This is a genomic window from Pseudomonas sp. NBRC 111140 (genome assembly GCF_001320885.1).
Classification (GTDB): domain Bacteria; phylum Pseudomonadota; class Gammaproteobacteria; order Pseudomonadales; family Pseudomonadaceae; genus Aquipseudomonas; species Aquipseudomonas putida_P.
The window spans coordinates 36,107-61,837 of the sequence record NZ_BCBQ01000033.1; the positions used below are offsets into that span (position 1 = coordinate 36,107).

A 25,731-nucleotide genomic window follows, 5' to 3' on the forward strand; every position below is an offset into this window, starting at 1 on the left:
CTCTCCTTAACCCCTGCTGACCGCCAGCCGGCAGCACAGTACCAAACCGCCGTCGACACCCGCCCGCGCCCACAGGTTGCCACCAAAGCCTTCGATCAGGCTGCGGCTCATACTCAAGCCCAGGCCCAGGCCGTCGGCTTTGCTGGTGGTGAACGGCGTGAAGATTTCATCCAGGCACTCGGGCGATACGCCCGGGCCCTGGTCGACGACCTCGACGAGCACACCTTCGCCATCGCGGGTGGCGCCGAGCAGGATACGTGACGGTTTTTCCCCGTGCAGCTCGCGGTTGGCATCGATGGCATTGCGCAACAGGTTGAGCAGCACCTGTTCAAGCAACACCCGGTCGGCATACACCGAGGGCAGTTGCGCGCTGATGCGCAGCTCGACCTGCACCTGGTCACGCGCGGCTTCCCAGGCGCACAGGCGCATGGCTTCGCCGGCCACCTCGGCCACGTCCAGTGCCTGCAGGCGTCGCGGTCCCTTGCGTAGAAAGGCGCGCAGGCGGCGGATCACTTCGGCGGCATGGGTGGCCTGCTCGCTGATGCGCTGCAGGCCCTGGCCTACCCGCTCGCGGGCTTGCGGGTCGCGCTCCAGTCCCTGCAAGTAACGCTGGCTGGCGTTGGCGTAGTTAACCACCGCAGCCAGCGGCTGGTTGATCTCATGGGCAATGCCCGAAGCCAGTTCGCCCAGGGTGGCCAGGCGGGCACTGTGTGCCAGGCTTTCCTGCGCTTCGATGCGCAAGGTGATGTCACGGGACACACTGACCACCTCAACCACCGCGCCGGTGTAGGTCTCGCGGATCGCCCGGCTGGCGATTTCGAACCAGCGGTAGCCGCCAGCGGCCTGACGCACCCGGCAGGTCATGGTGTGGTAGCCGTCCTGGTCCAGCGCGGCAGCGGCCTGGCGCAGTACCTGGCGCCGTTCACGCGGGTGCAGCAGGGTGTGCACGGGCATGCCGCGCAGTTGCTCGGGCCACAGGCCGAGCAGGCGAAATGCTGCCGGTGAAGCATCGAGAAAACGGCCATCGGGGCTGTGCCGGGAAATCAGGTCGGTGGTGTTTTCGATGATCAGCCGGTACAGGCGCCGGGCGCGGCTGGCTTCACGTGCGCCGTGGCGTTCTTCACTGGCATCACGACAGCGGCCCAGCACCTGTTGGCCCTGGTCATCCGGCATGAACGTCCACAGCACGATGCGCTCGCCGACCTGCACTTCGACATCGCTGATCGCCCGATGCTGGCGCAGGCAGGCACGCACCAGGGCGGCACAGTTGGCCGGCAGCCAATGGACCAGCGCCGGGCCTTCGGCAACCCAGGCCTGCAGGGCTGGGTTGAGCGCCAGCGGGCTGGCATCGCTGGCCAGCAACAGGCTGGGTTGTGGGTCTTTGGCGAGCAAGGGGTAGGCAGTGTTATCCACGATAGGCGGCTCATTGTTATAGTAGTTTTACTATATTGCTATAGTCGATATTCCTACTACCATAGCGACTCGCGTAAAACTGCGACAGAGGGAGCGGCCCACCGTCCGCCTCCCTGCACCCTGAACAGAGCTAACAATCAGCCATCGGGGGCCAAGCGCACAGGCTGCGCCTGCCTCCCTTACAGGATTACCGCATGTCGATCTATGCCCAGGGCCTGATGCCCGCTGCCGTCAACCATGTCGCCCTCACCCCGCTGAGCTTCATCGAACGCACCGCCGCCGTATACGGCAATTACCCGGCCGTCATCCACGGCGCCATCCGCCGCAACTGGCAGGAAACCTACCAACGCTGCCGGCGCCTGGCCAGTGCCCTGGCTGGCCGTGGCATCGGCCGTGGCGACACCGTGGCAGTGATGCTACCCAACACCCCGGCCATGCTTGAGGCGCACTTCGGCGTACCCATGATCGGTGCCGTGCTCAATACCTTGAACGTGCGCCTGGATGCCGAGGCCATCGCCTTCATGCTGCAGCACGGCGAGGCCAAGGTGCTGATCACCGACCGCGAGTTCCATGCCGTCATCGAAGCCGCCCTGGCGCTGCTCGAACACCCGCCGCTGGTGATTGATGTGGATGACCCGGAGTATGGCGAGGGCCGCGCTGTCAGCGAGCTGGACTATGAAGCCCTGCTTGCCGAAGGGGACCCGGACTTTGCCTGGGAATGGCCCGATGACGAGTGGCAGGCCATTTCGCTGAACTACACCTCCGGCACCACCGGCAACCCCAAGGGCGTGGTCTACCACCACCGCGGCGCTTACCTGAACGCACTGGGCAACCAGATGACCTGGGCCATGGGGCACCGCCCGGTTTACCTGTGGACCCTGCCAATGTTCCACTGCAACGGCTGGTGCTACCCCTGGACCATCACCGCGCTGGCCGGCACCCATGTGTTCCTGCGTCGGGTCGACCCGCAGAAAATCCTCACCCTGATCCGCGAGCACCGGGTCAGCCACCTGTGCGGGGCGCCAATCGTGCTCAACGCCCTGGTCAACATGCCCGAAGCCGCCAAGGCAGCCATCGAGCACCCGGTGCAGGCCATGGTCGCCGGTGCCGCGCCGCCGGCCAAGGTGATTGGCGCCGTGGAGGAAATGGGCATCAAGGTCACCCACACCTACGGCCTGACCGAGGTCTACGGCCCGGTGACCGTGTGTGCCTGGCATGACGAATGGGATGCGCTGTCGCTGGACGAGCGTGCGCGGATCAAGTCGCGCCAGGGCGTACGCTACCCAACCCTCGACGGCCTGATGGTCGCCGACCCGCAAACCCTCCAGCCGGTGCCGCGCGACGGCAACACCCTGGGCGAAATTTTCATGCGCGGCAATACCGTGATGAAGGGCTACCTGAAAAACCCTGAAGCCACCGCCGAAGCCTTCCGTGGCGGCTGGTTCCACACCGGCGACCTGGCCGTATGGCATGCCGACGGATATGTCGAAATCAAGGACCGGCTCAAGGACATCATCATTTCCGGTGGCGAGAACATTTCCACCATCGAGGTCGAAGACGCCCTCTACAAGCACCCGGCTGTACTGGAAGCCGCCGTGGTGGCACGCCCGGATGAAAAGTGGGGCGAAACGCCGTGCGCCTTCGTTGCCCTCAAGCCGGGCCGGGAAGACACCCGCGAGACCGATATCACCAGTTGGTGCCGCGAGCACCTGGCCGGGTTCAAGGTGCCGAAGACCGTGGTGTTTGGTGAGCTGCCCAAAACCTCCACCGGCAAGATCCAGAAGTACGTGCTGCGCGACCGGGCCAAGGCCCTCTGAAAGCGCAGCCGCTTCTTCGCGGGCTTGCCCGCGAAGAGCCGACCCTGACTTCCTCCTTCAAGAGCCAACGATGACTACCTATTCCGCCCCCCTGCGTGACATGCGCTTCGTCCTGCATGACGTATTCAACGCCCCGGCCCTGTGGGCCCGCCTGCCCGCCCTGGCCGAGCGCATCGACGCCGATACCGCCGACGCCATCCTCGAGGAAGCCGCCAAAGTCACCGCCCAGTTGATCGCCCCGCTCAGCCGCAACGGTGACGAGCAAGGCGTGCACTTCGACGCAGGCGTGGTTACCACCCCCGACGGCTTCCGCGAGGCTTGGAACACCTACCGCGAAGGTGGCTGGGTCGGCCTGGGTGGCAACCCGGAATACGGCGGCATGGGCATGCCGAAGATGCTCGGCGTGCTGTTCGAGGAAATGCTCTACGCCGCCGACTGCAGCTTCAGCCTGTATTCGGCGTTGAGCGCTGGCAGCTGCCTGGCAATCGATGCCCATGCCAGCGAAACGCTCAAGGCCACTTACCTGCCGCCCCTGTACGAAGGCCGTTGGGCCGGCACCATGTGCCTGACCGAACCCCATGCCGGCACCGACCTGGGGCTGATCCGAACCCGCGCCGAACCCCAAGCCGATGGCAGTTACCGCATCAGCGGCAGCAAAATCTTCATCACCGGTGGCGAGCAGGACCTGACCGAGAACATCGTCCACCTGGTGCTGGCCAAGCTGCCCGACGCACCCGCCGGCGCCAAGGGCATCTCGCTGTTTCTGGTGCCCAAGTACCGGGTCGAGGCCAATGGCCAGCTAGGCGCGCGTAACGCCGCCCACTGCGGCTCGATCGAGCACAAGATGGGCATCAAGGCCTCGGCGACCTGTGTAATGAATTTCGATGGTGCCTTCGGTTACCTGGTGGGCGAACCCAACAAAGGTTTGGCGGCGATGTTCACCATGATGAACTACGAGCGCCTGTCCATCGGCATACAAGGCATCGGCTGCGCCGAGGCGTCCTACCAGAGCGCCGCCCGCTACGCCAACGAGCGCCTGCAGAGCCGCGCCGCTAGCGGCCCACAGGCGCAGGACAAGGCTGCCGACCCGATCATCCACCACGGCGATGTACGGCGCATGCTGCTGACCATGCGCACCCTCACCGAAGGTGGCCGGGCGTTCGCCGCCTACGTTGGCCAACAGTTGGACCTGGCGCGCTATGCCGAAGACGCCGGCGAGCGCGAACATGCCCAGCGCCTGGTGGCGCTGCTGACACCAGTGGCCAAGGCATTCTTCACCGACAACGGCCTGGAAAGCTGCGTGCTGGGCCAGCAAGTGTACGGCGGCCACGGCTACATCCGCGAATGGGGCCAGGAGCAGCGAGTGCGCGACGTGCGGATTGCGCAAATCTATGAAGGCACCAACGGTATTCAGGCCCTTGATCTGCTCGGGCGCAAAGTGCTGGCCGACGGCGGTCAGGCGTTGGCCAGCTTTGCCGCCGAAGTACGAGCGTTCAGTGTGGATGCGCCATTGCACCGCGAGGCACTGCAGGCAAGCTTGGCGCGGTTGGAGGCTACCAGCGCCTGGCTACGGGCGCGGGCCGGCGCGGATGCCAACCTGGTCAGCGCAGTGGCAGTCGAGTATCTGCAACTGTTCGGGCTTACCGCATATGCCTATATGTGGGCGCGAATGGCGGCGGTGGCGTTGGCCAAGCGTGATGAGGACGAAGCGTTTCATGGGGCCAAGCTTGCGTGTGCGGCGTTCTTCTACCAGCGGGTATTGCCGCGCGGGTTAGGGCTGGAGGCCAGTATCAGAGCGGGCAGCGACAGCCTTTATGGGTTGGAGGCAGCACAGTTCTGACAGGCCCTGGGGGCGCTTGGCGTCCCTAGCGCGACATAAGGCCGCCCCCACAAGAGACATGCGGTCACTTGTGCGGGCGGCCTTTTGTCGCGATGGGCTGCACAGCAGCCCCGTGGATTTCAGCTTGTATTCTTGTACGCGAAGGGTTCTCAGACGCTGAAAAACCGTTGCAAAACCGACGAAAAACCGGCACAACTGATAGTCATTCGCCATTACGCCGGTTCTCGGGGGCCCTTCTGCAAGGGTAGAATGCGCAAAACCCGGAGCCGCAATGAACCACGACCGCCTCAATCCCAGCCCAGACGATGCCATCACCGACGCCGCCGCGCACTGGTGCATGCGCCTGCACGCCGAAGATTGCACGGCGGCCGAGCGTGAGGCATTCGCCCGCTGGCAGGCGGCCGACCCACGGCATGCCGAGGAATACCAGGCGATGCTGGAAATCTGGCAAACCGCCGACTTGCTGCCGCGCAACGCCACCGTCATCGACTTCAACCCGCCCGCCAAGCAAGCCGCACGCCCGCGCAACTGGCGGCCGCTGGCGTCTGCGGCGGCGATTGCCCTGGCAGTGCTGCCACTGGCAGGCTGGATGGGGTGGGAGCAGGGTTGGCTGCCCAACCATTACCAACACTTCGAAGCCAGTGACCGCATGCAGACGGTGGAGCTGAGCGACGGCAGCACGGTGCAGCTCAACCTCAACACCGAGCTCACCTACCTCAACTACAAAGACCAGCGCCAGGTCACGCTCAAGCGCGGCGAGGCGTTCTTCAAGGTGCAGCACGACAGCAGCCACCCGTTCATCGTGCGTGCCGGCCGTGGCCAGACCCGTGTCACCGGCACCCAGTTCAACGTGTGGAAGTACCAGGACCAGGTCAAGGTTACCCTGGTGGAAGGCTCGGTGCTGGTGTCCAGCGATGGCAGCGCCGGCGGCTATCGCCTCGGCCCTGGCATGCAGGCCAGCTACCACAAGGGCGACTTCGAGCCACAACTGGAGCAGAGCGACGACTACGGCAACAGCCTGGCCTGGCGCAGCGGCAAGCTGGTGCTCGACAACTTGAGCCTGGAACAAGCGCTGCCGGTGATCAACCGCTACCTCGACGCACCGCTGCAGCTGGCCGACGCCAGTACCGGTCGCATTCGCATCAGCGGTATCTACAACACCCGTGAAGTGGGGCGCCTGGTCAACAACCTGCCCAAGGTGCTGCCGGTCTACCTGACCCGCAGCAAGGACGGCAGCACCGTGCTAAACCGCATCTCGCCGCCCCCCGACAAGGGCTGACGCCCTCCCCGCCTTACAAGGTCATTGCCGCCAACCAGCCGAACGCCAGCAACGGCAGGTTGTAGTGGATGAAGGTCGGCACCACCGTGTCCCAGATATGGTGGTGCTGGCCATCCACGTTCAGGCCCGAGGTCGGCCCCAGGGTCGAGTCCGAGGCCGGTGAACCCGCATCCCCCAGCGCACCGGCAGTACCGACGATGCACACCGTGGCCAGCGGGTCGAAGCCCAGTTGCACGCACAGCGGCACGAAGATCGCGGCCAGGATCGGCACAGTGGAGAACGACGAGCCGATCCCCATGGTCACCAGCAGGCCCACCAACAGCATCAGCAAGGCGCCGATGCCCTTGCTGTGGTCGATCCATTGGGCCGAGGTTTCCACCAGGCTCTTCACCTCACCGGTAGCCTTCATCACGTCGGCAAAACCGGACGCGGCAATCATGATGAAACCAATCATGGCCATCATCTTCATGCCTTCGGTGAACAGGTCGTCGGTATCCTTCCACTTGACGATGCCTGACAGCGAGAAGATCAGGAAGCCAACCATGGCACCGATGATCATCGAGTCCAACAGCAACTGAACGATAAAGGCAGCAGCGATCGCCAACCCGGCCACCAGCAAGGTCAGCGGGTTGTACTGCACGCTCACCTGCTCCACCTGTTCGATACGCGCCAGGTCGTAGTCACGCTTTTTGCGATAGCTGATGAACACCGCCAGCAACAGGCCGACGAGCATACCGGCAGCCGGGATGGCCATGGCGTGGGTGACATTGACGCCACTCACGTCGACACCCGCGCGGGCGACGTTGGCCAGCAGGATTTCGTTGAGGAAGATGTTGCCGAAACCCACCGGCAGGAACATGTACGGCGTGATCAGACCAAAGGTGATCACACAGGCGATCAACCGGCGGTCGATGCGCAGGCGCGTCAGCACGTACAGCAGCGGCGGCACCAGCAACGGGATGAAGGCAATGTGGATGGGCAGGATGTTCTGCGACGACACGGCCACCACCAGCATCAGGCCGATCATCAGCCATTTGACCTTGCCGCCATGGGCATGGCCCTGGCGGTCGATCATGACCAGGGCGCGATCGGCCAGGGCATGGGCCAGACCAGACTTGGCGATGGCCACGGCAAAGGCGCCCAGCAGTGCATAGGACAACGCCACCGTGGCGCCACCGCCGAGGCCACCGTTGAAGGCCTTGAGCGTGCCTTCGACACCCAGGCCACCCACCAGCCCACCGACCAGGGCGCCGATGACCAGGGCGATGACCACGTGCACGCGGGACAGGCTGAGTATCAGCATGATGCCGACCGCGGCGATCACTGCATTCATGATTGGCTTACCTCATTACGGCGGAAAAAAGCGCGAACTCTGAAGCAGTGGGCGGCAGATGTCAAAAGCGCCATGTTGCGTCACATTACCAATGCCTTGCAGCGGACCTGATAATTAAATTGAACGTTTGAATAAAGAAAAAACCCAGGCCGCCGACACAGTCGCAAGCCACACTCTTATTACAAGGGATCCGCCCCCATGCCTTTGCGACAACTTTCCATCCAGTGGAAGATCACCCTGCTCGCCGGTCTCTGCCTGGCCGGCATCGTCACCTTGCTCGTCGGCCTGTCGCTGTACCGCATGGACCACAGCTCGGACCTGGTCAAGGCCAGCAGCATGCAGATGCTGACCGAGGCGGCGCAGTCGCGTATCGAGTCGCAGGGTGAAGTGCAGGCGCTGAACATCCGCCGCCAGTTCATGGATGCCTACCAGTACGGCGCCGGCTTCGCCCGCCAGGTGCTGTTCCTGCGCGAGCAGGCCGAAAAGCGCTTTCTCGATGCCTTCGACCTGCGCGAGGACATGACCCGTCAGGTGCGCGCCGCGCTACAGGCCAACCCCGACCTCCTCGGCCTGTCGCTGGTGTTCGAGCCCAACGCCCTGGACAGCAAGGACAGCCTGTTCGCCGGCAAGGCAGAGCTGGGCAGCAACGAAACCGGTCGCTTTGCCCTGTACTGGTCGCAGCCGCGTGCCGGCCAGCTGACCGCCATGGCGCTGCCTGAGCATGACATGGCCAACACCGAGATCGGCCCCAGCGGCCAGCCAGCCAACACCTGGTGGGTATGCCCGCGCACGACCGGCAAGGTGTGCGTGGTAGAACCCTACTTCTATGACATCGACGGCCAGCAGGTGCTGATGACCAGCATCGTCTTCCCGCTGGCGGTCAACGGCAAGATCATTGCCACCCTGTCCATCGACATCAACCTCAACAGCCTGCAGGCACTGAGCCAGGAGGCCAGCCGCAGCCTCTACGAAGGCCGCACCACGGTCGGCATACTCAGCCCGGTCGGCCTGCTGGCGGGCTACAGCGCCGATGCCAGCAAGCTGGCCCAGCGCTTCGACCAGGTAGACCCGGCCAAGGGCGCCGAACTGGTAGGCAAACTGGCCAATGGCAAGATGACTATCCTCCACGACCAGCAGCGTTTGAAGGTGCTGGCGGCCTTCCGGCCGATCCCCGACGCACAACCTTGGGGCGTGTTGCTGGATGTACCGGAAAATGCCCTGACCGGCCCGGCCGAAACACTGAAGCAGGAACTGGACGCGCTGAATACCAGCGGCACCTTGCTGGAATTGGGCCTGGGCCTGGCCGCTGCCATTGCCGGCCTGCTCATGGTGTGGCTGATGGCCCGTGGCGTTACCCGGCCGATCCTCGGCGTGGCTGCCATGCTCAAGGACATTGCCAGCGGCGAAGGCGACCTGACCCGCCGCCTGACCTACCAGAAGCAGGACGAACTGGGTGAATTGGCCGGCTGGTTCAACCGCTTCCTCGACAAGTTGCAGCCGACCATCGCCGAGGTCAAACGCTCGGTGCAGGCCGCCCGAGGCACTGCCGACCAGTCCTCGGCAATTGCCACTGAAACCAGCGCCGGCATGGAGCAGCAGTATCGCCAGGTTGACCAGGTAGCCACCGCCTCGCATGAAATGAGCGCCACCGCCCAGGATGTCGCCCGCAGCGCCGCGCAGGCGGCACAGGCCGCGCGTGACGCCGACCAGGCCACCCGGGAAGGCCTGGCCGTGATCGACCGCACCACCACCAGCATCGATACCCTGGCCGCCAACATGAGCGACGCCATGGCCGAAGTCGAAGGCCTGGCGCAGAACAGCGAAAAGATCGGTTCGGTGCTGGAGGTGATCCGCTCGATTGCCGAACAGACCAACCTGCTGGCGCTCAACGCCGCCATCGAGGCGGCCCGTGCCGGTGAAGCCGGCCGTGGCTTTGCCGTGGTCGCCGATGAAGTACGCAACCTGGCTCGACGCACTCAGGAGTCGGTGGAAGAAACCCGCCAGGTGATCGAAGCCTTGCAGAACGGCACCCAGGAAGTGGTCGGCGCCATGGACCACAGCCACCGCCAGGCACAGAGTGGCGTTGCGCAGGTCGGCCAGGCCGTCACTGCACTGCAGCGCATTGGCCAGGCGGTGACGGTGATCACCGACATGAACCTGCAGATCGCTTCGGCCGCCGAAGAGCAAAGCGCGGTAGCCGAGGAAATCAACAGCAACGTGGCGACCATTCGTGATGTGACGGAGTCGCTGTCAGGCCAGGCCAACGAGTCGGCGCGGGTCAGCCAGTCGCTGAACAGCCTGGCCAACCAGCAGCAGGCGCTGATGGACCAGTTTCGCGTATGAGCCGGGCGGGGCCGGCACCTGCCGGCCCCGCCTCAGGCCGCGAACCTGCCGCCGCCGAGGATGCGGTCCAGCAGCACCAGCGCGCCATGCACATTGGGCCTGGCGCCCATCGGCAGCACCTCGGTACCCGCTAACGTGGCATCGTCGTAGCCAGACGCCATGACCAACTGATGCATCTGGTTGCCATTGAGGTAGACGTGGTGCTGCTCCATGGCGTAGGACTGGATCAGGCTCAATGCACCGCACACCATCGGCGTGGCGCTGGAAGTGCCAGCATAGCGGCCTGTGTAGTCCCTTTCCTCACCACGCAGGTCCTGCAAATCGCCATAGGAAAGCGTGACTACGCTGTCGCCCCAGGCATTGAGCATACGGTAACGGTAATGGTGATTGGAGTAGGCGTGGGGCTTGCCGTCATACGAATGGCAGGCCCCCACCAGAATCGCACCTGAATCGCCATGGTCGGCAAAATAGGGCCAGTTGGCCAGGTCGACACCTTCGCCAGCACGGGTGCCTTTGTCCGCAAGCGTCCTGCTGCTGCCATTGGCTGCTGCATTGACCACCACGGCACCGCGCCGGCTCAACTGCTGCATGACAGTCCACCAGGCCTTGTCGTGCAAGGATGGCAACATGGTGCTCAGCACCTCGGCATGGGCGGTCTGCCGATTGATACCCACGATGTCGCCGGGTTCTACATTCCGTAGCAGGTCCTTGAGCGCCTGGAAGCTGCCTTGGGCATCCTCCGCGCGGTTGTTGTACAGGTACAGTTCGCTGTTACGGCTGATCCCGGTCGCGCCAATACCGTTGCCCGCAGCCAGAATGATTCCCACCGAAGCCGTTCCGTGGTCGGGATCATGGTTGGGTTCGAGCGAGACGATTTTCAAGGCAGGATTGCCGCGCAAGTCTTCATGATCAGGGTGCAACCCCCCATCACTGAAGTGAATCCGCGCGCCGTAACCCGTTACCTGCTGCGCCCAGGCCTCGCGCACATTCAGCCCTTGCCACCGGGGGCCAGGTGCGTCGAGGTAATGCTGGCGCGGCTCGAAATCGGGTGTAGCTTGAGCATTTTCATAGGCATGGTTGCCCGCCACCACGGCGCCGCCGGTCAGCAGCGTTGCCAGTAGCCCGGCCAGGCCGAGCAAAATTAGGCTTGGCTGGGGCGCTGCCGGCATGAACTGCAGTGACTGCACATACTCCCGCGCCGCCAAAGTCTTGAGCAAGGCGAGGTAGGTGTCACCGAGCATGCTGGCTGGCTGGTCGAGAATGTAATGGTCGCGCAATGGCCGGAGCCTGTCTTCGCCCTGTTCCTGTTCGTCCAGAACAGGTCGCAACGCGAGTACCGATTCAAGGTTCGGCCAGTAGCGGACCCATGCAGAACCTGAGCCCGGCTCCAGCTCTCGGAGAAATCGCTCGTGCCCTCCGGGGATGAATTCGATGACAACCGGCGGGAACGGTGTGCCGGGTGCCAAGGGCCGCATGTCGATAACGCCAGCTGCGCCAACCGGCCGGCCCAGCGCCCGAGCATGCTCATCGAGCAGCACGACTTTGGGCTGGATCGAATACACGCCCGCCTCTTCTTCGGCCAGCAACGTGGCAGGGCATCCATGGTCGCTCGGCTTGCCGCTGCGTGCCTGGGAGTACACGGACTTTCCCGGGAATGAAACCGGGCCGTCGGGGCCAGCCCGTTCAAGTTCGTAGCGGATGCGATTGACCTTGTGCAGGTCTGCACCGTAACAGCGAACATGAAGTTTTCCATCGAAACGAAAGTTGCGGTAATACACGAAATGTAAATCCAGCGTCATCGGGGCTGCCTCTTCAGGTGTGCATGCCAAGCAGAAGAGCCCAGCTTTGCAACGCGCAGCACGCCTGGGCAGTGGGAGCACCTTCCCCCGACCGCGCCGGCGATGCGCCAGGGGCCTCGTCTACACTTGCCCGCATCCACTCAATGGCAATCGAAGGCCCCGATGAACAGACTTCCAATGCTGCTGGCCAGCCTGCTGCTCGCTGTGAGCCTGGCCGCCACCGACAGCGCCGCCTCGGCAGAACGCAGCGAGCCCATCCACTTTGGCGCCATCGGCTGGGAAAGCGGTGCCCTCACCACCGAAATCCTGCGGCTGATCGTGGAGCGCGGCTACGGCTACACCACCGACACCCTGCCCGGTAGCACCGTCAGTATGGAGGTGGCCCTGGCGCGCAATGACCTGCAAGTGATCGCCGAGGAGTGGGCCGGGCGCAGCCCTGCCTGGGTCAAGGCCGAACAGGCCGGCCAGGTGTTCGCGCTGGGCGATACGGTGAAAAATGCAGAGGAAGGTTGGTGGGTGCCGGCCTATGTGATCGAAGGCGATGCCGCACGCAAACTGAAACCCTTGGCACCCGAGTTGCGCAGTGTCGAGGACCTCAAGCGTTACCCGCAGGTTTTCCGCGACCCCGAGTCGCCCGACAAGGGCCGTTTCCTGAACAGCCCCAGCGGCTGGACGTCTGAAACGGTCAACAGCCAGAAGCTCAAGGCCTACGGTTTGAATGACCTCTATACCAACTTCCGCAGTGGCTCCGGCGCGGCGATGGACGCCGAGATCGGCTCGGCTATCCGTCGTGGCCAACCGGTGCTGTTCTACTACTGGAACCCGACCCCGCTGATGGGGCGCTACAAGCTTGTACGCCTGCAAGAGCCACCGTTCAATGCCCAGGCCTGGGCCACCCTCACCGATGCCGGCAACCCCAACCCGAAGGGCAGCCGGTCGCTGCCGGCGAAGTTGTCGATTGGCGTGTCCAAGGTCTTTCGTGAGAGCTACCCGGACCTGGTCAGCGTGTTCGAACGGGTGGACCTGCCCATCGATCGCCTGAACCAGGCCTTGGCCGCAATGAGCGAAAAACGCACGCCACCGCGCGACGCAGCCCTGACCTTCCTGCGCGATAACCCTGATGTGTGGAAAACCTGGCTGCCTGCGGACATCGCCGCCAAGGTCGAGGCCAGCCTGTGAGTGACGGCTTCCCGCAGACTCTGCAGTTTTCCTTTGCCGACAGCGTCAACCGCCTGGTCGACTGGCTGGTGATGAACTACGGCGACCACCTGCGCAGCGTCTCAGACCACTTGCTGCAACTGCTGGTCGGCCTGGAGAACCTGTTGCGCCTGCTGCCCTGGTGGCTGTTGTTGCTGCTGGTCGGCCTGCTGGCCTGGCACGCCACCCGCAGCGTTGTGCGCAGCACAATACTGGTCGCGCTGCTAGCATTTATCGGCATGCTCGGGCTGTGGGACAAGCTGCTGCAAACCCTGGCGCTGGTGCTGGTCAGTACCGGCCTGTGCGTGCTGGTGGGCGTGCCATTGGGCATCCTGCTGGCCGCCCGACCGCTGGCCAGGCGGTTGCTTCTGCCGGTACTGGATGTGATGCAGACGCTGCCGGCGTTCGTTTACCTGATCCCGGTGCTGATGCTGTTTGGCCTGGGCAAGGTGCCCGCCGTATTCGCCACGCTGATATACGCCCTGCCACCGCTGGTGCGGTTGACCGAACTGGGCTTGAGCCAAATCGACCCTTCGTTGTTGCAGGCGGCCCACGGCCTGGGCGCCAGCCGCTGGCAGCGGTTGCGGCGCATCGCCCTGCCCTTGGCGCTGCCAAGCATCATGGCCGGGCTCAACCAGTCGGTGATGATGGCCTTGTCGATGGTGGTAGTGGCGTCGATGATCGGCGCCCGTGGGCTGGGTGAGGATGTGCTGGCGGGGATCCAGACCTTGAATGTTGGTCAGGGCGTGCAGGCCGGGCTGGCAATTGTTGCCCTGGCCATGGTGATCGACAGGATCAGCCAGGCGTATGGGCGTAATAGGCGCTGAGCAGCCTTGTGCTGCGAAACGGCCGAGCCTGACAATGCAGCACTGACCGTTCAACCCTGGACCCGCCCGCATGTCTCTCAAAGCCCTGCGCACCCTGGTGACCATCGCCCGCCACGGCACCTTCGCCCGCGCCGCCGACCTGCTCAGCCTCACCCCTTCAGCGGTGAGCCTGCACATCAAGACCCTTGAAGACGAGTTGCAGGTTCCCCTGTTCGACCGCAGCCGCAGGCAGGTGGCCCTGACTGAAGCAGGCCAATTGGCGGTGGCTCGCGCCGAGAGCATTCTGGCTGCCTACGACGAACTGGCCGACGCCTTAGCCTGCGGCCCGAGCCTGCGCGGCCGCCTGCGCCTGGGGGCGATCCATACGGTGTTGGCGCGGCGCCTGCCCAGGGCGCTGGTGTGGATCAAGGCCAACCACCCGCAGTTGCACATCAGCGTGGCCTCGGGCATGTCGGCGGAGCTGGCGCGACGCGTGGAGGACGGTGAACTCGACGCGGCGATCACCACCGAACCCGTCAGCCCTTACCCGCAAAGCCTGGACTTCACTGCATTGTTCGAAGACCGCTTCTGGGTCATCGCCAGCCCTGAACTGGCCGGGCACAGCGTGCCGCAGTTGCTGGCCAGCCAGCCATTCCTGCGCTTCGACAAGCGCGCCTGGGCCGGGCGACAGATCGAGCAGGAGTTGCGTCGCCAGCATTTGCAGGTGAGCGAGCAGATGGAACTGGACAGCCAGGAAGCTTTGGCGCGCATGGCGGTGATGGGCCTGGGCGTGGCGATCGTACCCATGGCCGATGACGACCTGCAGCGCTTGCCGCCCGCCACTTGCCTGCCGTTTGGCGAGCCGCAGCTGACGCGACGTGTGGTGTTGCTGGAGCATGAGAAAAGCCAGCGACGGCATTTGAGTGCTGTGCTGAAGACAGCCTTGGAGTCGTAAGCTGCAACAATGCATTTTTTCTCAATAGTCAGTGCAGAAAACAACGTTTTTACAGACCGTTCCTCACCCGTAGTCTGTTCGCGTACCCGACCACGGAACGTCGATCATGCTCCATTTGCTGCTGACCACCCTGCTCCCGATCATCCTGCTGATTGCCTTGGGCACCTTCCTGCGCCTACGCGGCTTTCTTGGCGAAAGCTTCTGGCCCGGCGCCGAGCGCCTGAGCTACTACGTACTGCTGCCGTCGCTGTTTCTGCACGGCCTGGCCACCGCCAACCTTGATGGCGTACCGGTGCTGGGCATGGTCGGCGCACTGATGCTTTCGACCCTGGCCGGCGCCGTATTACTGATGCTGTATCAAGGGGCGGTAAGCCACGATGGCGCCGATTTCACCTCGGTGTTCCAGGGTGGTATTCGTTTCAACAACTACATTGGTGCCACCCTGGCGGCTGGCATCTACGGCAGTGCAGGGATTGCCCTGGCGGCGGTAGCCAATGCTGCCATCGTCCCCCTGGTCAACCTGCTCTGCGTGCTGGTGTTCGCCCGCTTCAGCGCCCGCCACAGTTCACCGCTCACGGTGCTACGGGCAATCTTCGCCAACCCGCTGATCGTCGGCTGTGCGGGTGGGCTGCTGCTGAGGGCCACCGGTTTGGGCTTGCCGACCGGGATCGAGCCCACGATCAAGGCCTTGGGCCAGGCCGCCCTGCCGCTGGGTTTGCTGTGCGTCGGCGCGGCACTGGGCGGCGCTCGCCTGGGCCAGCAGGTGCGCCCGCTGATGGCGGCGTCGGCGTTCAAGTTCCTGGTCATGCCACTGACCACCTGGGGCCTGTGCAGAGTGCTCGGCCTGAGTGGTCAGGCGGCGGTGGTGGCGGTGCTGTTCCAAGCGCTGCCCACCGCTTCGTCATCCTATGTGATGGCCCGGCAAATGGGCGGCAATGCGCCCTTGATGGCCACCATCATCGCCCTGCAGACCGTAGCGGCCGCCGCCACCCTGCCTTTGGTGTTAATGCTTACGCTTGGCTAGACTGAGACTCACTCCACCCTTCGGAAGCTTGCCCATGCGCCGTTACTGGATGCTGCTCGGCCTCACCTCGGCACTGCTCGCTGGCCCCTTGAATGCGGCCGACCCGGCCAAGGCCGCCGTCGCCGAGGACAAGGCCGAAGTGCTTGAAGAAAAGGTGGTGGAAGATGCCCCTCCCCCCAAAAAAGCTGAAAAACTGACCCCAGGCGAAGCGCAGGCGGTCGACCCGGTTGGCAAGGCGCCGTTGGATGACAGCATCACCTGCCTGGCCCGCACCATCTACTGGGAAGCCAAAGGCGCCGATGCCGAGGACATGACCGCCGTGGCCAGCGTGGTGCTCAACCGCCTGGGCCACGATGGCTTCCCGGACACCATCTGCGGGGTGGTCAAGCAGGGCGTGGAAAGCAAGGCCTGCCAGTTTTCCTGGTGGTGCGACGGGCGCTCGGATCAGGTCGAGGAAGCCCAGCGCTACGATGTCGCCAAAGAAATCGCACGCAAGGCACTGAACCAGCAGTTGAAGGACCCCACCGGCGGCGCGCTGTACTTCCACGACCGCACCGTGCACCCCGATTGGGCCAAGGCGTATCGCAAGACAGCGCAGACTACCCACTTCCTGTTCTACAAGCCGAACCAGGCGTTGGCGCGTTGATGCGAACGCGGCGGACCGTGCGGGCTCGATAAGAATGATTAGCAATTCATCGCACTTTTCCGCCGACCAGTGGTCTACTCCCTCTTTTGCCGCCAGCAACGATTGCCGGCGCTTTCATTGCTTTGCACGAGCTAGGGCCAAAAGCCCCCGGCTTGTGTAGGATGAGCAGCGCATACCACGACGCTGCCAGTCATAGGGAGATCCACATGCGCGTCCTGTCATCCGTTGCCGCCTTGTCGCTGGGCCTGGTCGTTTCGACCGGGGTACTGGCTGTCACCGGCGAAGAGGCGCAACTGATCGATTCGATCAATGTGTACCGCAGCAAGGCCCAGCCCTGCGGTGGCGAGGCGTCGCTGGAGCTGCCGCCGCTCAATAGCGACACCCGCCTTGCGCTGTCGCCAGAAGGCACCCGCGACTTGCAACAGGCCATGACCCGCGCGGCCTACCCCATGGTCAACGTCCAGGCCATCAGCCTGTCGGGCCCGCGCGATGCGCGCGCCGCCATGCATGCCATCGAGGAAAGCTTCTGCCAGGTAGTGCTCGACCCGCAATTCGTCGATATCGGCGTCAGCCAGGAGGGCCGCGACTGGCGCATCGTGCTGGCCCGGCCGTTGCTCAGCGGCCGCCTGGGTGACTGGCAAGCCGAGGGGCAGAAAGTGCTGCAGGAGATCAACGCTGCGCGCAAGGTGCCACGCCAATGCGGTGGCCAACCCTTTGCCGCCGCCCCGCCACTGAGCTGGAGCACAGTACTGGCCGGGGTGGCTGCCAACCACACGCGGTCCATGGCCAACCAGAACTTCTTCGACCACATCGACAAGGATGGCCGCACACCCGGTGACCGGGCGGAACTGGCCGGGTACCTGTATCAGCAAATCGGCGAGAACATTGCCGCCGGGCGTGATACTGCGCACAAAGTGGTCGACGGCTGGCTGGATAGCCCAGGGCACTGCGCCACGCTGATGAACCCAGACTTCCGTGAACTGGGGGCTGCCTATGCGGTAGACCCGAAGAGCGATGCCGGGATTTACTGGACAGGCCTGTTCGGCACACCGCAGTAAGCGCTGCCTGCTCGCAAGGCCAAGGCCGTACAGCCAAACCGACGGCGCACGCACTTGCCCAGGTAGCTGGCATCGCCCAGGCCCACTTCATCGGCAATCTGCGCCAGGCTATGACTGGAGTTGAGCAAACGCCAGCGCGCCTGCTGCAAACGCATTTCCAGCCACCAGGCCTTGGCGCTCATGCCGTGGCTGGCCTGAAACTGGCGGTCCAGCTGGCGCCGGCTGATGCCCAGTTCCTTGGCCAGTTGCTCCACTGCCAACGGCGAGCCCAGGTGATGGCGCATCAGCGCCTGTGCCCGCTGCACCTGCCGCCCCTGCCCGGCGCCCAGCTCCAGCGAACGCAAGGCATGACGGCTGTCGCGGGTTTCGTCCACCAGCATATCGGCCAGCCCCTTGAGCGCGCGGGTACGCCCGCAAGCGTGTGAGAGCAGCGCAACAGCCAGGTCGATGGCGGCGGTGCCGCCGGCACACGTGATGCGATTGCCATCGATGCAGTACAACTGCTCACGCAGCAATCGCAGCTGCGGGAAGGCAGCACGAAACTCGGCTTCGTGACGCCAGTGCACCACCACCTCATGCCCCTGCAGCAGTCCGCAGGCGGCCAGCAGGAAGGCGCCATTATCGACCCCTACCAGCTTCACACCGGCCTTGCCGGCCTGGTGCAGCAGCGCCTGATAGCGTGGCGCCAGCGCGGCAGTGGCCATGGCATTGCGACCGCCGAACACCACCAGGTAGTCGAAACTGCTCAGGTCGAGCTGGCTGGCAATCGCCTCGACCTGCAGCACCGCACCACTGCTTGATTGCACCGGGTCAAGGCTGAGCCCGGCCACGGTCCAGCTGCAATAGCGCTGCTGGCTGTAGTCCTCGTCGTCGGCGCTGAAGCGCAATTTGTCGAGAAAGGCGCCAAACGGCAGCAGGGCAAAATCCGGTAACGGCAGGATCAGCAGGCGGATGTCGGGCTGCATGTCAGCGAGTCCATAAACGACCATTAAATGTCCAGATCATACTCTATCAGCCGGATCATCAGGCCCTAGACTGGCATCCCCACATCACCAGGCATTTCCAACATGGCCCTCGACACATGGCTCATCTACCTGCTGGCCAGCATCGGCCTGTCGCTGACCCCAGGGCCCAACAGCCTGTTGGCGCTGACACATGGCGCCCTGTATGGCGCGCGGCGAACGTTGTTCACCATCGTGGGCGGGGTGTTTGGCTTCAGCGCCTTGATCGCCCTGGCCATGTTCGGCCTCAGCGCGCTGCTACAAACCTCGGCTTCGGTGTTGGGCGTTTTGAAGTGGGTGGGTGGCGCCTATCTGATCTGGCTGGGTATCCAGCTGTGGCGCAGCCCCGGCCTGCAATTGGAGCTGACCGAGCGCAGCGCGCGGCTCGGCAATGCCGGGTTGTTCCGCCAAGGCCTGCTGTCGGCCATGGCCAACCCCAAGGTGCTGCTGTTCTATGGTGCCTTCCTGCCACAATTCATCGACCCACAGCGTGGGCTGGTGCTGCAGTTCGTGGTAATGGCGGCGACCTTCGCCAGCGTCGAGTTCCTGGTCGAGTACCTGCTGGCGCGCCTGGCATTTCGCATTCGCCCTTGGCTGGCCAAGGGCGGCAAGGGTTTCAATCGCTGCTGCGGCAGCCTGTTCGCCTTGATTGGCGTGGCGCTGCCGCTTGGCCGATAGCACGCTCCCTGTTCAGGCGCGCCGGGCCTTCAGCAGGAAGACCAGCAACGCAACACCCGGCAAGCCTGCCCCCACCAGCGCCACCCCCTGCCAGCCAAACTGGCTGAACAACGCGCTGGCCACCGCCGACCCCAGCGCCCCGCCAAGGAAGATGCTGGTCATGTACACCGCGTTCAGCCGCCCGCGGCTGGCCGGGTCCAGTGCGTACACTTCGCGCTGGCCAATGACCATGTTCATCTGCACCGCAAAGTCCAGCAGCACGCCGGTAAGGCCCAGGCCAATCACGCTGTAACCCGGGCTTGATAGCCCCAGCAGCAAGGCCACCGGCGCCAGCATCAGCGCCAACAGCGAGCCGGCGCGGGCATGCCCGGCATCCGCCAGGCGCCCGGCCATGGGCGCAGCGATGGCGCCCACTGCACCGACCAGGGCGAACACGGCGATCTGGCTCTGCGACAGGCCGTGTTCACTGGCCAGGGCCATCGGCACGGCCGTCCAGAACAGGCTGAACGCTGCGAACATCAACGCCTGGTACAACGAACGGTGGCGCAGCAGTGGATAACGGCGCAGCAGAGTGAGCAGCGACAGCATGAGCCCGGCATAGCTGGCCTTGTGCTCGGGACGACGCTGCGGCAGTGTCAGCGCCAGCAACAGGATGATCGCCAGCATGGCTCCGGCGGCGCCAATGAACACCGCGCGCCAGCCAAAGTGGTCAGCCACCAGGCTCGAAACCGGGCGCGCCAGCAGGATACCCAGCAGCAGGCCGCCCATGATATTCCCCACCACCCGGCCACGCTGCTGTTCCGGCGCCAGGTGCGCCGCCAGCGGGATAAGCATCTGCACCGACACAGAACTGAAACCGATCAGCAGTGCGTAACCCAGGAACAACTGCCCCTGACCACTGCTGCTGGTGCCCGCCAGCAGCAGACTGAAACAGGCCAGGACAGCGGTAGCCACCATCAGGCGGCGGTTTTCCAGCAGGTCGGCCAGCGGCACCAGCAACAACAGGCCCAGGGCATAACCCAGTTGGGTAAGGGAAACGATCAGGCTGGCATGCTCGGTGGATAGCCCCAAGTCTGGGGCAATCAGCCCGACGATGGGCTGGGCATAGTAGATGTTGGCGACGATCGCGCCGCAGCAGAATGCCAGTAGCACGACCAGGGCCCGGCTCAGGCTGGCAGCTGCCGGTTGCGCTGCCGCAAGGGAGGGATTCATGCGAGGTTCCTCGACTAGGGGTATATGCTGGCTACCTTACCCATGCGCGCTTTCGCCGAGAATCCGGTCTTGGCGCAACGCGGCTTTGCGCTCTGCGCAACACTACCCGTCGTTTTTCAGTAAGTTTTCGCAAAAGTCGATGAACGCGTTCACCCGCCGCGAACCCCGGTGGTTGGGCAGGTACAGGGCATTGATGCTGTTGTTGGCCGTGCCAGGGCTGGCCTGCCAGTCGGGGAATACCCGCTGCAGGCGCCCGGCCAGCACATCTGTGCGTACCAGCCAGTCGGCCAGCAGTGCGATGCCACTGCCTGCCAATGCCGTTTCACGCAGCATGTCGGCGTTGGCGCTGCGCAGCGGCCCGCTTACGTCCAGCTCCAGGCTCTCCTGGCCGCAGGCCAGGCGCCAGGGCCGCGCTTTCTGCCCGTAGCGAAAGCGCAGGCAGGCGTGCTCCAGCAATTGCCGGGGGTGCTGCAGCGGCTCACGCCCCGCCAGGTAAGCCGGGCTGGCCACCAACCAACGCTGGAAGCGACCGAGCTGGCGGCACACCAGCTCGTCATTGGGCGATGGGTCGCCCAGGCGAACCGACAGATCGTAGCGCCCGTCCAGAAGGTCATCCAGGCGGTCGCTGAGGTCGATGTCCAGCTCCAGTGCCGGGTGCCTTGCCAGGAACGGCCCCAGGTGCGGGGCGATGACCCGCCTGCCGAACTCCACTGGCAAGCACAGTCGCAATACGCCGACTGGCTCTTCGCCGCGATCGGCAACACTGGCATCAGCCTCGTCCAGCGCCTCGAAAATACCCCGTGCGCGCTCGTAGTAACGGGCACCGGCCTCAGTCAAGCTCACCTGACGCGTGGAACGGTTGAGCAAGGTGGCACCCAGCGCCGTTTCCAGGGCATCGACCAGGCGCGTCACCGACGATGTCGCCAGCCCTAGCCTGCGCGCGGCCGCAGAAAAGCCCTGGGCATCGACGGTGGCCACGAACATCTTCATTGCCAGGAGTTTGTCCATTTGCTGGCCACCTTCCAAAACTCGGAAAGTTCTTACAAACGGCCGGGCGGGTCAAGAAGCGCGCTGCATGGCATTTGCGTCCATAGTGGCATCACACCTTCACAGCGAGGCTTTCCATGATACCGAACAACCTGCTGGCCGCCCTGCCGCCCTGCGACCCCGCCAGTGCCGAACATGTCGACGAACTGCTCAGCCGCCCAGGGGTGCGCGTGGAGCGTATCGTCTCCAGCGGCCAGGCCAGCCCGCCCGGTTTCTGGTACGACCAGGCCGAAGGCGAGTGGATCGTGCTGCTCAGTGGAGCTGCGGGGCTGCGCTTCGAGCACGAGCACCACACCCGCCTGTTGGCGCCGGGCGATTGCCTGGATATCCCGGCGCACTACCGCCACCGCGTGGAATGGACCGCACCCGGCACGGCCACCATCTGGTTGGCGGTGTTCTATGGCAGTGGTTCCCCGTGGCCAGCCTGAAGCTGAGGCTGAACGTGGGCGCGCAACACACTCGACGAAAGTATGAATGCCGGTTGCAAAAACGGCAGAAACTCCCCGTTTAATGCTTTTTTCAGCACCTGATCTAGACTTTTAGCGACACCTTCACACGTTCAGCCCTGCGACAATCAGCCTCAGAAAATTATGTACCAACTTGTTAATTAGCAAGCTAAGGGCTTAGACTGCGCGCATTCCACCTGCTGAGATCCCTGGCATGAAAGAAACACCGCGCGCCTCTGGCGCCCCAAACATCATTCTGATCGGCCTGGGCGTAATCATCGCCCTGCTCGGCCTCCTCCTGGCTGCCGGCGGCGTCAAGCTCGCCGGCCTGGGCGGGTCCTGGTACTTCCTGATCGGCGGCCTGGCCATGGCCATCGCCGGTGTACTCATTGCTCGCCGCAAGCTGGCTGGCGCCTGGCTGTATGCCGCATTCCTGGTCGGCACCGTGATCTGGGCACTGAGCGATGTCGGCCTGGTGTTCTGGCCGTTGTTCTCGCGCCTGTTCATGTTCGGCGCAATCGGCATGGTGGTGGCACTGGTCTACCCGCTGCTGGCGCGCACCAACGGCGCCAGCGCCGGTCGCGGTGCCTACGGTATCGCCGGGGTAATGGCGGTGGTGTTGGTGATCGCTGCCGGCAACATGTTCGTTGCCCACCCAAGCGTCGCCCCCACCGGCAAAGGCCCAGGCATGACCCCGGTCGAAGCCGGCAAGGAACAGAAAGACTGGGCCCACTACGGCAACACCGAAGGTGGCAGCCGCTTCGCCGCGCTGGACCAAATCAACCGGGACAACGTCAACAAGCTGAAAGTGGCCTGGACCTACCACACCGGTGACGTCGCCATCAGTGACGGCAACGGTGCCGAAGACCAGCTGACACCGCTGCAGATCGGCAACAAGGTGTTCATCTGCACCCCGCACAACAACCTGATCGCCCTCGATGCCGACACCGGCAAAGAGCTGTGGAAAAACGCAATCAACGCCCAGTCCAAGGTCTGGCAGCGTTGCCGTGGCATGGCCTACTTCGACGCCACTGCCGCCATCGCTCAGCCGACCCAGCCGAACAGCTCGCCGATTACCGGCGGTAGCGTAGCGGCGGGTGCCAACTGCCAGCGTCGCCTGCTGACCAACACCATCGATGGCCGCCTGATTGCCGTCGACGCCGACACCGGCGAGTTCTGCCAGGGCTTTGGCAACAATGGCCAGGTCAACCTGATGGCCGGCCTGGGCAATGTCCCGGACTCCTACTACCAGCTCTCCTCGGCACCGCTGATGGCCGGTACCACCGTGGTGGTTGGCGGCCGCGTTGCCGACAACGTCCAGACCGACATGCCAGGTGGCGTGATCCGTGGCTTCGACGTGATCACCGGTGAAATGCGCTGGGCCTTCGACCCGGGCAACCCGGAAGATCGCCAGGCACCGCAAGGCGACAGCACCTATGTGCGCAGCACGCCGAACAGCTGGGCACCGATGTCCTACGACCCGGCGATGAACACCGTGTTCCTGCCGATGGGCTCGTCGTCCACCGACATCTACGGTGTTGAGCGCAACAAGCTGGACCACACCTACGGCGCTTCGGTGCTGGCCCTGGACGCCACTACCGGCAACCAGAAGTGGGTATACCAGACCGTGCACAACGACCTCTGGGACTTCGACCTGCCGATGCAGCCAAGCCTGATCGACTTCACCAAGGATGACGGCCAGTCGGTACCTGCGGTAGTGATCGGCACCAAGGCCGGGCAGATCTACGTGCTCGACCGCGCCACCGGTAAGCCGTTGACCCAGGTCGACGAAGTACCCGTCAAGCCAAGCAACATCCCGAACGAGCCATACTCCCCAACCCAGCCCAAATCGGTAGGCATGCCGCAGATCGGCGCACAGACCCTGACCGAGTCGGACATGTGGGGTGCCACCCCGTATGACCAGCTGCTGTGCCGCATCGACTTCAAGAAAATGCGCTACGACGGCCTGTACACCGCGCCGGGCACCGACCTGTCGCTGAGCTTCCCAGGTTCGCTGGGTGGCATGAACTGGGGCAGCATTTCCACCGACCCGGTGCATGGTTTCATCTTCGTCAACGACATGCGTCTGGGCCTGTGGATCCAGATGATCCCGTCGCAGAACAAAGGTGGCGCGGCCTCTGGCGGTGAGGCACTGAACACCGGCATGGGCGCGGTACCACTCAAGGGCACGCCGTATGCCGTGAACAAGAACCGCTTCCTGTCGGTAGCGGGCATTCCATGCCAGGCGCCGCCGTTCGGCACCCTGACTGCCATCGACATGAAAACCCGCCAGGTGGCCTGGCAGGTACCCGTGGGCACCGTTGAAGACACCGGCCCGCTCGGCATCCGCATGCACCTGCCGATCAAGATCGGCCTGCCAACCCTGGGCGGCACCCTGTCGACCCAAGGCGGCCTGGTGTTCATTGCCGGCACCCAGGACTTCTACCTGCGCGCCTATGACAGCAGCAACGGTAACGAAATCTGGAAAGCTCGCCTGCCAGTGGGCAGCCAGGGCGGCCCGATGACCTACGTTTCGCCGAAGACCGGCAAGCAGTACGTGGTGATCACTGCTGGCGGCGCCCGCCAGTCGACTGACCGTGGCGACTACGTGATTTCTTACGCGCTGCCGTAAGACCGCGTCGCCTTCTTCGCGAGCACGCCCGTTCCCACAAGGCCCACAGCGGCCATGTAGGCGCGGGTTTGCCCGCGAATGGCCCCAAAGACAACCCGAGATTCAGCAATGCCATCCGCAATTCGCATCACCCCCACCCTGCTGCTGGTCCTGGCCAGCACCACAGCCCTGGCCGACGGCGACCTGCTGACCCGCAGCACCCTGACCGGTGACTGGGGCGGCCTGCGTCATCAACTCGAAGAAGACGGCGTCAAAGTCACCGGTGACTACAGCGGCGAAACCGCCTACAACGCCCACGGTGGTTTGCACCGATCGGCGCGCTATTCGCAGAACGTCAAGCTGGGCGTGCAGTTCGACCTGTCGAAGCTGTACGGCCTGGACAACGGCGGCAAAGTCCAGCTGACCGTCAACGACCGCCGCGGTAACAGCGCGTCGGAAGACCTGGTAGGCAACCGCCTGCCGATCCAGGAAAACTTCGGTGGCCTGTACACCCGCCTGACCGAGCTGAGCTACGAGCGTACCCTGTTCACTCCGGCGCTCAACGTTAAGCTTGGCTACATGGCCATGGGCAACGACCTCGGCGGCCTGGACAGCGGCATCCTGTGCAACTTCATGAACGCCGGCTTCTGCGGCCACCCGCTGAACATGTCCGGTGGCAGCGGCTGGACCAACTACCCCAATGCTCACCTCGGCGTGCGGGTGAAGTACGACCTGTCGCCTTCCTGGCAGCTGCGCGTGGCGGCGTTCAACGTCGACCCCGAGAGCAACGGCAACTCCAGCCGCGCCTGGCACCTGGGGCCCAAGCACACCACCGGCACCGTGGTACCGGTGGAGCTGGTGTACAAGCTGCAGGGTGAACTGCCGGGCGAGTATAAGCTCGGTTACTACTACGACAGCTCCGACGTGAAACGCATCGGCAGCGACGACGAAGTATCCGGCCGCTCAGGCCACTACCTGCTGGTCGACCAGGCGGTATGGAACGACCAGGGCTCGCCAGGCCGTAGCCTGCACGCCTTCGGCCAGTACTCGGCGTCGAGCAAGGCCGCCTCGCCGTTCACCAAGTGGTATGGTGCCGGTGTGGTGCTGTACAAACCGTTCGAAGGCCGCCCGAAAGATACCGTGGCACTGGGTTACGGCCGTGCCGTGCCTAATCCGCGTAGCCGCGATGTGCTTGAAGATGCCGCCTTCAACGCTGGCCAGCAGTT

General features: G+C 64.2%; 20 protein-coding genes. 14 read left to right on the forward strand and 6 right to left on the reverse strand.

The genetic code is table 11. From position 1 onward, the window contains the following. Window positions 1-6: 6 nt before the first annotated feature. A complete protein-coding gene (locus APH42_RS13200; RefSeq protein ID WP_060493457.1) occupies window positions 7-1,413 on the reverse strand; it encodes a sensor histidine kinase in 1,407 nt (468 codons plus the stop codon). 194 nt (window positions 1,414-1,607) lie between these two features. Between APH42_RS13200 and APH42_RS13205 the strand changes: the two genes are divergently transcribed. From APH42_RS13205 to APH42_RS13215, 3 genes are all read left to right on the forward strand, one after another. Then, on the forward strand, window positions 1,608-3,230 hold the full coding sequence (locus APH42_RS13205) for an acyl-CoA synthetase (RefSeq protein ID WP_060493458.1): 1,623 nt from the start codon (window positions 1,608-1,610) through the stop codon (window positions 3,228-3,230). A gap of 70 nt (window positions 3,231-3,300) precedes the next feature. Then, window positions 3,301-5,070, forward strand: a complete 1,770-nt coding sequence (locus APH42_RS13210; protein WP_060493459.1) for an acyl-CoA dehydrogenase C-terminal domain-containing protein — start codon at window positions 3,301-3,303, stop codon at window positions 5,068-5,070. Window positions 5,071-5,341: 271 nt separating this feature from the next. Continuing rightward, the gene (locus tag APH42_RS13215; protein WP_012272013.1) at window positions 5,342-6,349 is read left to right on the forward strand and encodes a FecR family protein; all 1,008 of its coding nucleotides are present in this window, start codon (window positions 5,342-5,344) and stop codon (window positions 6,347-6,349) included. Between the two features lie 13 nt (window positions 6,350-6,362). Here APH42_RS13215 and APH42_RS13220 read toward each other — a convergent pair whose 3' ends face one another. Further along, window positions 6,363-7,682, reverse strand: a complete 1,320-nt coding sequence (locus APH42_RS13220; protein WP_060493460.1) for a Na+/H+ antiporter family protein — start codon at window positions 7,680-7,682, stop codon at window positions 6,363-6,365. Between the two features lie 198 nt (window positions 7,683-7,880). On the opposite strand from APH42_RS13220, the gene APH42_RS13225 reads away from it, so the two are divergent. Next, window positions 7,881-10,025 (forward strand): methyl-accepting chemotaxis protein, encoded by a 2,145-nt coding sequence (locus APH42_RS13225; RefSeq protein WP_060493461.1) that lies wholly within the window; start codon window positions 7,881-7,883, stop codon window positions 10,023-10,025. Between the two features lie 32 nt (window positions 10,026-10,057). Here APH42_RS13225 and APH42_RS13230 read toward each other — a convergent pair whose 3' ends face one another. Next, entirely contained in the window at window positions 10,058-11,824 is a 1,767-nt protein-coding gene (locus tag APH42_RS13230; protein ID WP_060493462.1) for a S8 family peptidase, read from the reverse strand. Between the two features lie 162 nt (window positions 11,825-11,986). Here APH42_RS13230 and APH42_RS13235 point away from each other — a divergent pair, with 162 nt between their 5' ends. The 6 genes from APH42_RS13235 to APH42_RS13260 all read left to right on the forward strand — a co-directional run bounded on the left by APH42_RS13235 (window position 11,987) and on the right by APH42_RS13260 (window position 17,510). Further along, a complete protein-coding gene (locus tag APH42_RS13235) occupies window positions 11,987-13,003 on the forward strand; it encodes an ABC transporter substrate-binding protein (RefSeq protein ID WP_060493463.1) in 1,017 nt (338 codons plus the stop codon). After that, window positions 13,000-13,848 (forward strand): proline/glycine betaine ABC transporter permease, encoded by an 849-nt coding sequence (locus APH42_RS13240; protein ID WP_012272008.1) that lies wholly within the window; start codon window positions 13,000-13,002, stop codon window positions 13,846-13,848. The genes APH42_RS13235 and APH42_RS13240 overlap by 4 nt, the downstream gene beginning before the upstream one ends. A 70-nt stretch (window positions 13,849-13,918) precedes the next feature. After that, the gene (locus APH42_RS13245; protein WP_060493464.1) at window positions 13,919-14,782 is read left to right on the forward strand and encodes a LysR family transcriptional regulator; all 864 of its coding nucleotides are present in this window, start codon (window positions 13,919-13,921) and stop codon (window positions 14,780-14,782) included. Between the two features lie 106 nt (window positions 14,783-14,888). After that, window positions 14,889-15,806 carry an AEC family transporter gene (locus tag APH42_RS13250; protein WP_060493465.1) on the forward strand — a complete coding sequence of 306 codons (918 nt, stop codon included), beginning with the start codon at window positions 14,889-14,891 and terminating at the stop codon, window positions 15,804-15,806. Between the two features lie 34 nt (window positions 15,807-15,840). Then, a complete protein-coding gene (locus APH42_RS13255) occupies window positions 15,841-16,452 on the forward strand; it encodes a cell wall hydrolase (RefSeq protein WP_012272005.1) in 612 nt (203 codons plus the stop codon). 206 nt (window positions 16,453-16,658) lie between these two features. Next, a complete protein-coding gene (locus tag APH42_RS13260; RefSeq protein WP_012272004.1) occupies window positions 16,659-17,510 on the forward strand; it encodes a CAP domain-containing protein in 852 nt (283 codons plus the stop codon). On the opposite strand, the gene APH42_RS13265 is transcribed toward APH42_RS13260, so the two are convergent. Next, window positions 17,477-18,475 carry a GlxA family transcriptional regulator gene (locus APH42_RS13265; protein ID WP_012272003.1) on the reverse strand — a complete coding sequence of 333 codons (999 nt, stop codon included), beginning with the start codon at window positions 18,473-18,475 and terminating at the stop codon, window positions 17,477-17,479. The two genes, APH42_RS13260 and APH42_RS13265, sit on opposite strands and share 34 nt — an antisense overlap. A gap of 102 nt (window positions 18,476-18,577) precedes the next feature. Between APH42_RS13265 and APH42_RS13270 the strand changes: the two genes are divergently transcribed. Then, window positions 18,578-19,189: a LysE family translocator gene (locus tag APH42_RS13270; protein WP_012272002.1), complete on the forward strand. Its 612-nt coding sequence runs from the start codon at window positions 18,578-18,580 to the stop codon at window positions 19,187-19,189. A gap of 12 nt (window positions 19,190-19,201) precedes the next feature. Here APH42_RS13270 and APH42_RS13275 read toward each other — a convergent pair whose 3' ends face one another. Then, window positions 19,202-20,401, reverse strand: a complete 1,200-nt coding sequence (locus tag APH42_RS13275) for an MFS transporter (RefSeq protein WP_060493466.1) — start codon at window positions 20,399-20,401, stop codon at window positions 19,202-19,204. Between the two features lie 102 nt (window positions 20,402-20,503). Continuing rightward, window positions 20,504-21,409: a LysR family transcriptional regulator gene (locus tag APH42_RS13280; RefSeq protein ID WP_060493467.1), complete on the reverse strand. Its 906-nt coding sequence runs from the start codon at window positions 21,407-21,409 to the stop codon at window positions 20,504-20,506. A 116-nt stretch (window positions 21,410-21,525) separates the two neighbouring features. On the opposite strand from APH42_RS13280, the gene APH42_RS13285 reads away from it, so the two are divergent. The 3 genes from APH42_RS13285 to APH42_RS13295 form a co-directional block, all read left to right on the forward strand. Beyond that, window positions 21,526-21,876, forward strand: coding sequence for a cupin (locus tag APH42_RS13285; protein WP_060493468.1), 351 nt, complete (start codon window positions 21,526-21,528; stop codon window positions 21,874-21,876). A gap of 232 nt (window positions 21,877-22,108) precedes the next feature. Further along, a complete protein-coding gene (locus tag APH42_RS13290; RefSeq protein WP_060493469.1) occupies window positions 22,109-24,526 on the forward strand; it encodes a glucose/quinate/shikimate family membrane-bound PQQ-dependent dehydrogenase in 2,418 nt (805 codons plus the stop codon). 108 nt (window positions 24,527-24,634) lie between these two features. Continuing rightward, the coding region (locus tag APH42_RS13295; RefSeq protein WP_060493470.1) for a carbohydrate porin at window positions 24,635-25,731 on the forward strand (1,097 nt) is incomplete at its 3' end.

What these genes read in the sequence shown, in the direction of transcription:
- APH42_RS13205 (WP_060493458.1), top strand. Translation starts at nt 1,608, where the DNA reads ATGTCGATCTATGCCCAGGGCCTGATGCCCGCTGCCGTCAACCATGTC.
- APH42_RS13210 (WP_060493459.1), top strand. Translation starts at nt 3,301, where the DNA reads ATGACTACCTATTCCGCCCCCCTGCGTGACATGCGCTTCGTCCTGCAT.
- APH42_RS13215 (WP_012272013.1), top strand. Translation starts at nt 5,342, where the DNA reads ATGAACCACGACCGCCTCAATCCCAGCCCAGACGATGCCATCACCGAC.
- APH42_RS13220 (WP_060493460.1), bottom strand. Translation starts at nt 7,682, where the DNA reads ATGAATGCAGTGATCGCCGCGGTCGGCATCATGCTGATACTCAGCCTG.
- APH42_RS13225 (WP_060493461.1), top strand. Translation starts at nt 7,881, where the DNA reads ATGCCTTTGCGACAACTTTCCATCCAGTGGAAGATCACCCTGCTCGCC.
- APH42_RS13230 (WP_060493462.1), bottom strand. Translation starts at nt 11,824, where the DNA reads ATGACGCTGGATTTACATTTCGTGTATTACCGCAACTTTCGTTTCGAT.
- APH42_RS13235 (WP_060493463.1), top strand. Translation starts at nt 11,987, where the DNA reads ATGAACAGACTTCCAATGCTGCTGGCCAGCCTGCTGCTCGCTGTGAGC.
- APH42_RS13245 (WP_060493464.1), top strand. Translation starts at nt 13,919, where the DNA reads ATGTCTCTCAAAGCCCTGCGCACCCTGGTGACCATCGCCCGCCACGGC.
- APH42_RS13250 (WP_060493465.1), top strand. Translation starts at nt 14,889, where the DNA reads ATGCTCCATTTGCTGCTGACCACCCTGCTCCCGATCATCCTGCTGATT.
- APH42_RS13255 (WP_012272005.1), top strand. Translation starts at nt 15,841, where the DNA reads ATGCGCCGTTACTGGATGCTGCTCGGCCTCACCTCGGCACTGCTCGCT.
- APH42_RS13260 (WP_012272004.1), top strand. Translation starts at nt 16,659, where the DNA reads ATGCGCGTCCTGTCATCCGTTGCCGCCTTGTCGCTGGGCCTGGTCGTT.
- APH42_RS13265 (WP_012272003.1), bottom strand. Translation starts at nt 18,475, where the DNA reads ATGCAGCCCGACATCCGCCTGCTGATCCTGCCGTTACCGGATTTTGCC.
- APH42_RS13270 (WP_012272002.1), top strand. Translation starts at nt 18,578, where the DNA reads ATGGCCCTCGACACATGGCTCATCTACCTGCTGGCCAGCATCGGCCTG.
- APH42_RS13275 (WP_060493466.1), bottom strand. Translation starts at nt 20,401, where the DNA reads ATGAATCCCTCCCTTGCGGCAGCGCAACCGGCAGCTGCCAGCCTGAGC.
- APH42_RS13280 (WP_060493467.1), bottom strand. Translation starts at nt 21,409, where the DNA reads ATGGACAAACTCCTGGCAATGAAGATGTTCGTGGCCACCGTCGATGCC.
- APH42_RS13285 (WP_060493468.1), top strand. Translation starts at nt 21,526, where the DNA reads ATGATACCGAACAACCTGCTGGCCGCCCTGCCGCCCTGCGACCCCGCC.
- APH42_RS13290 (WP_060493469.1), top strand. Translation starts at nt 22,109, where the DNA reads ATGAAAGAAACACCGCGCGCCTCTGGCGCCCCAAACATCATTCTGATC.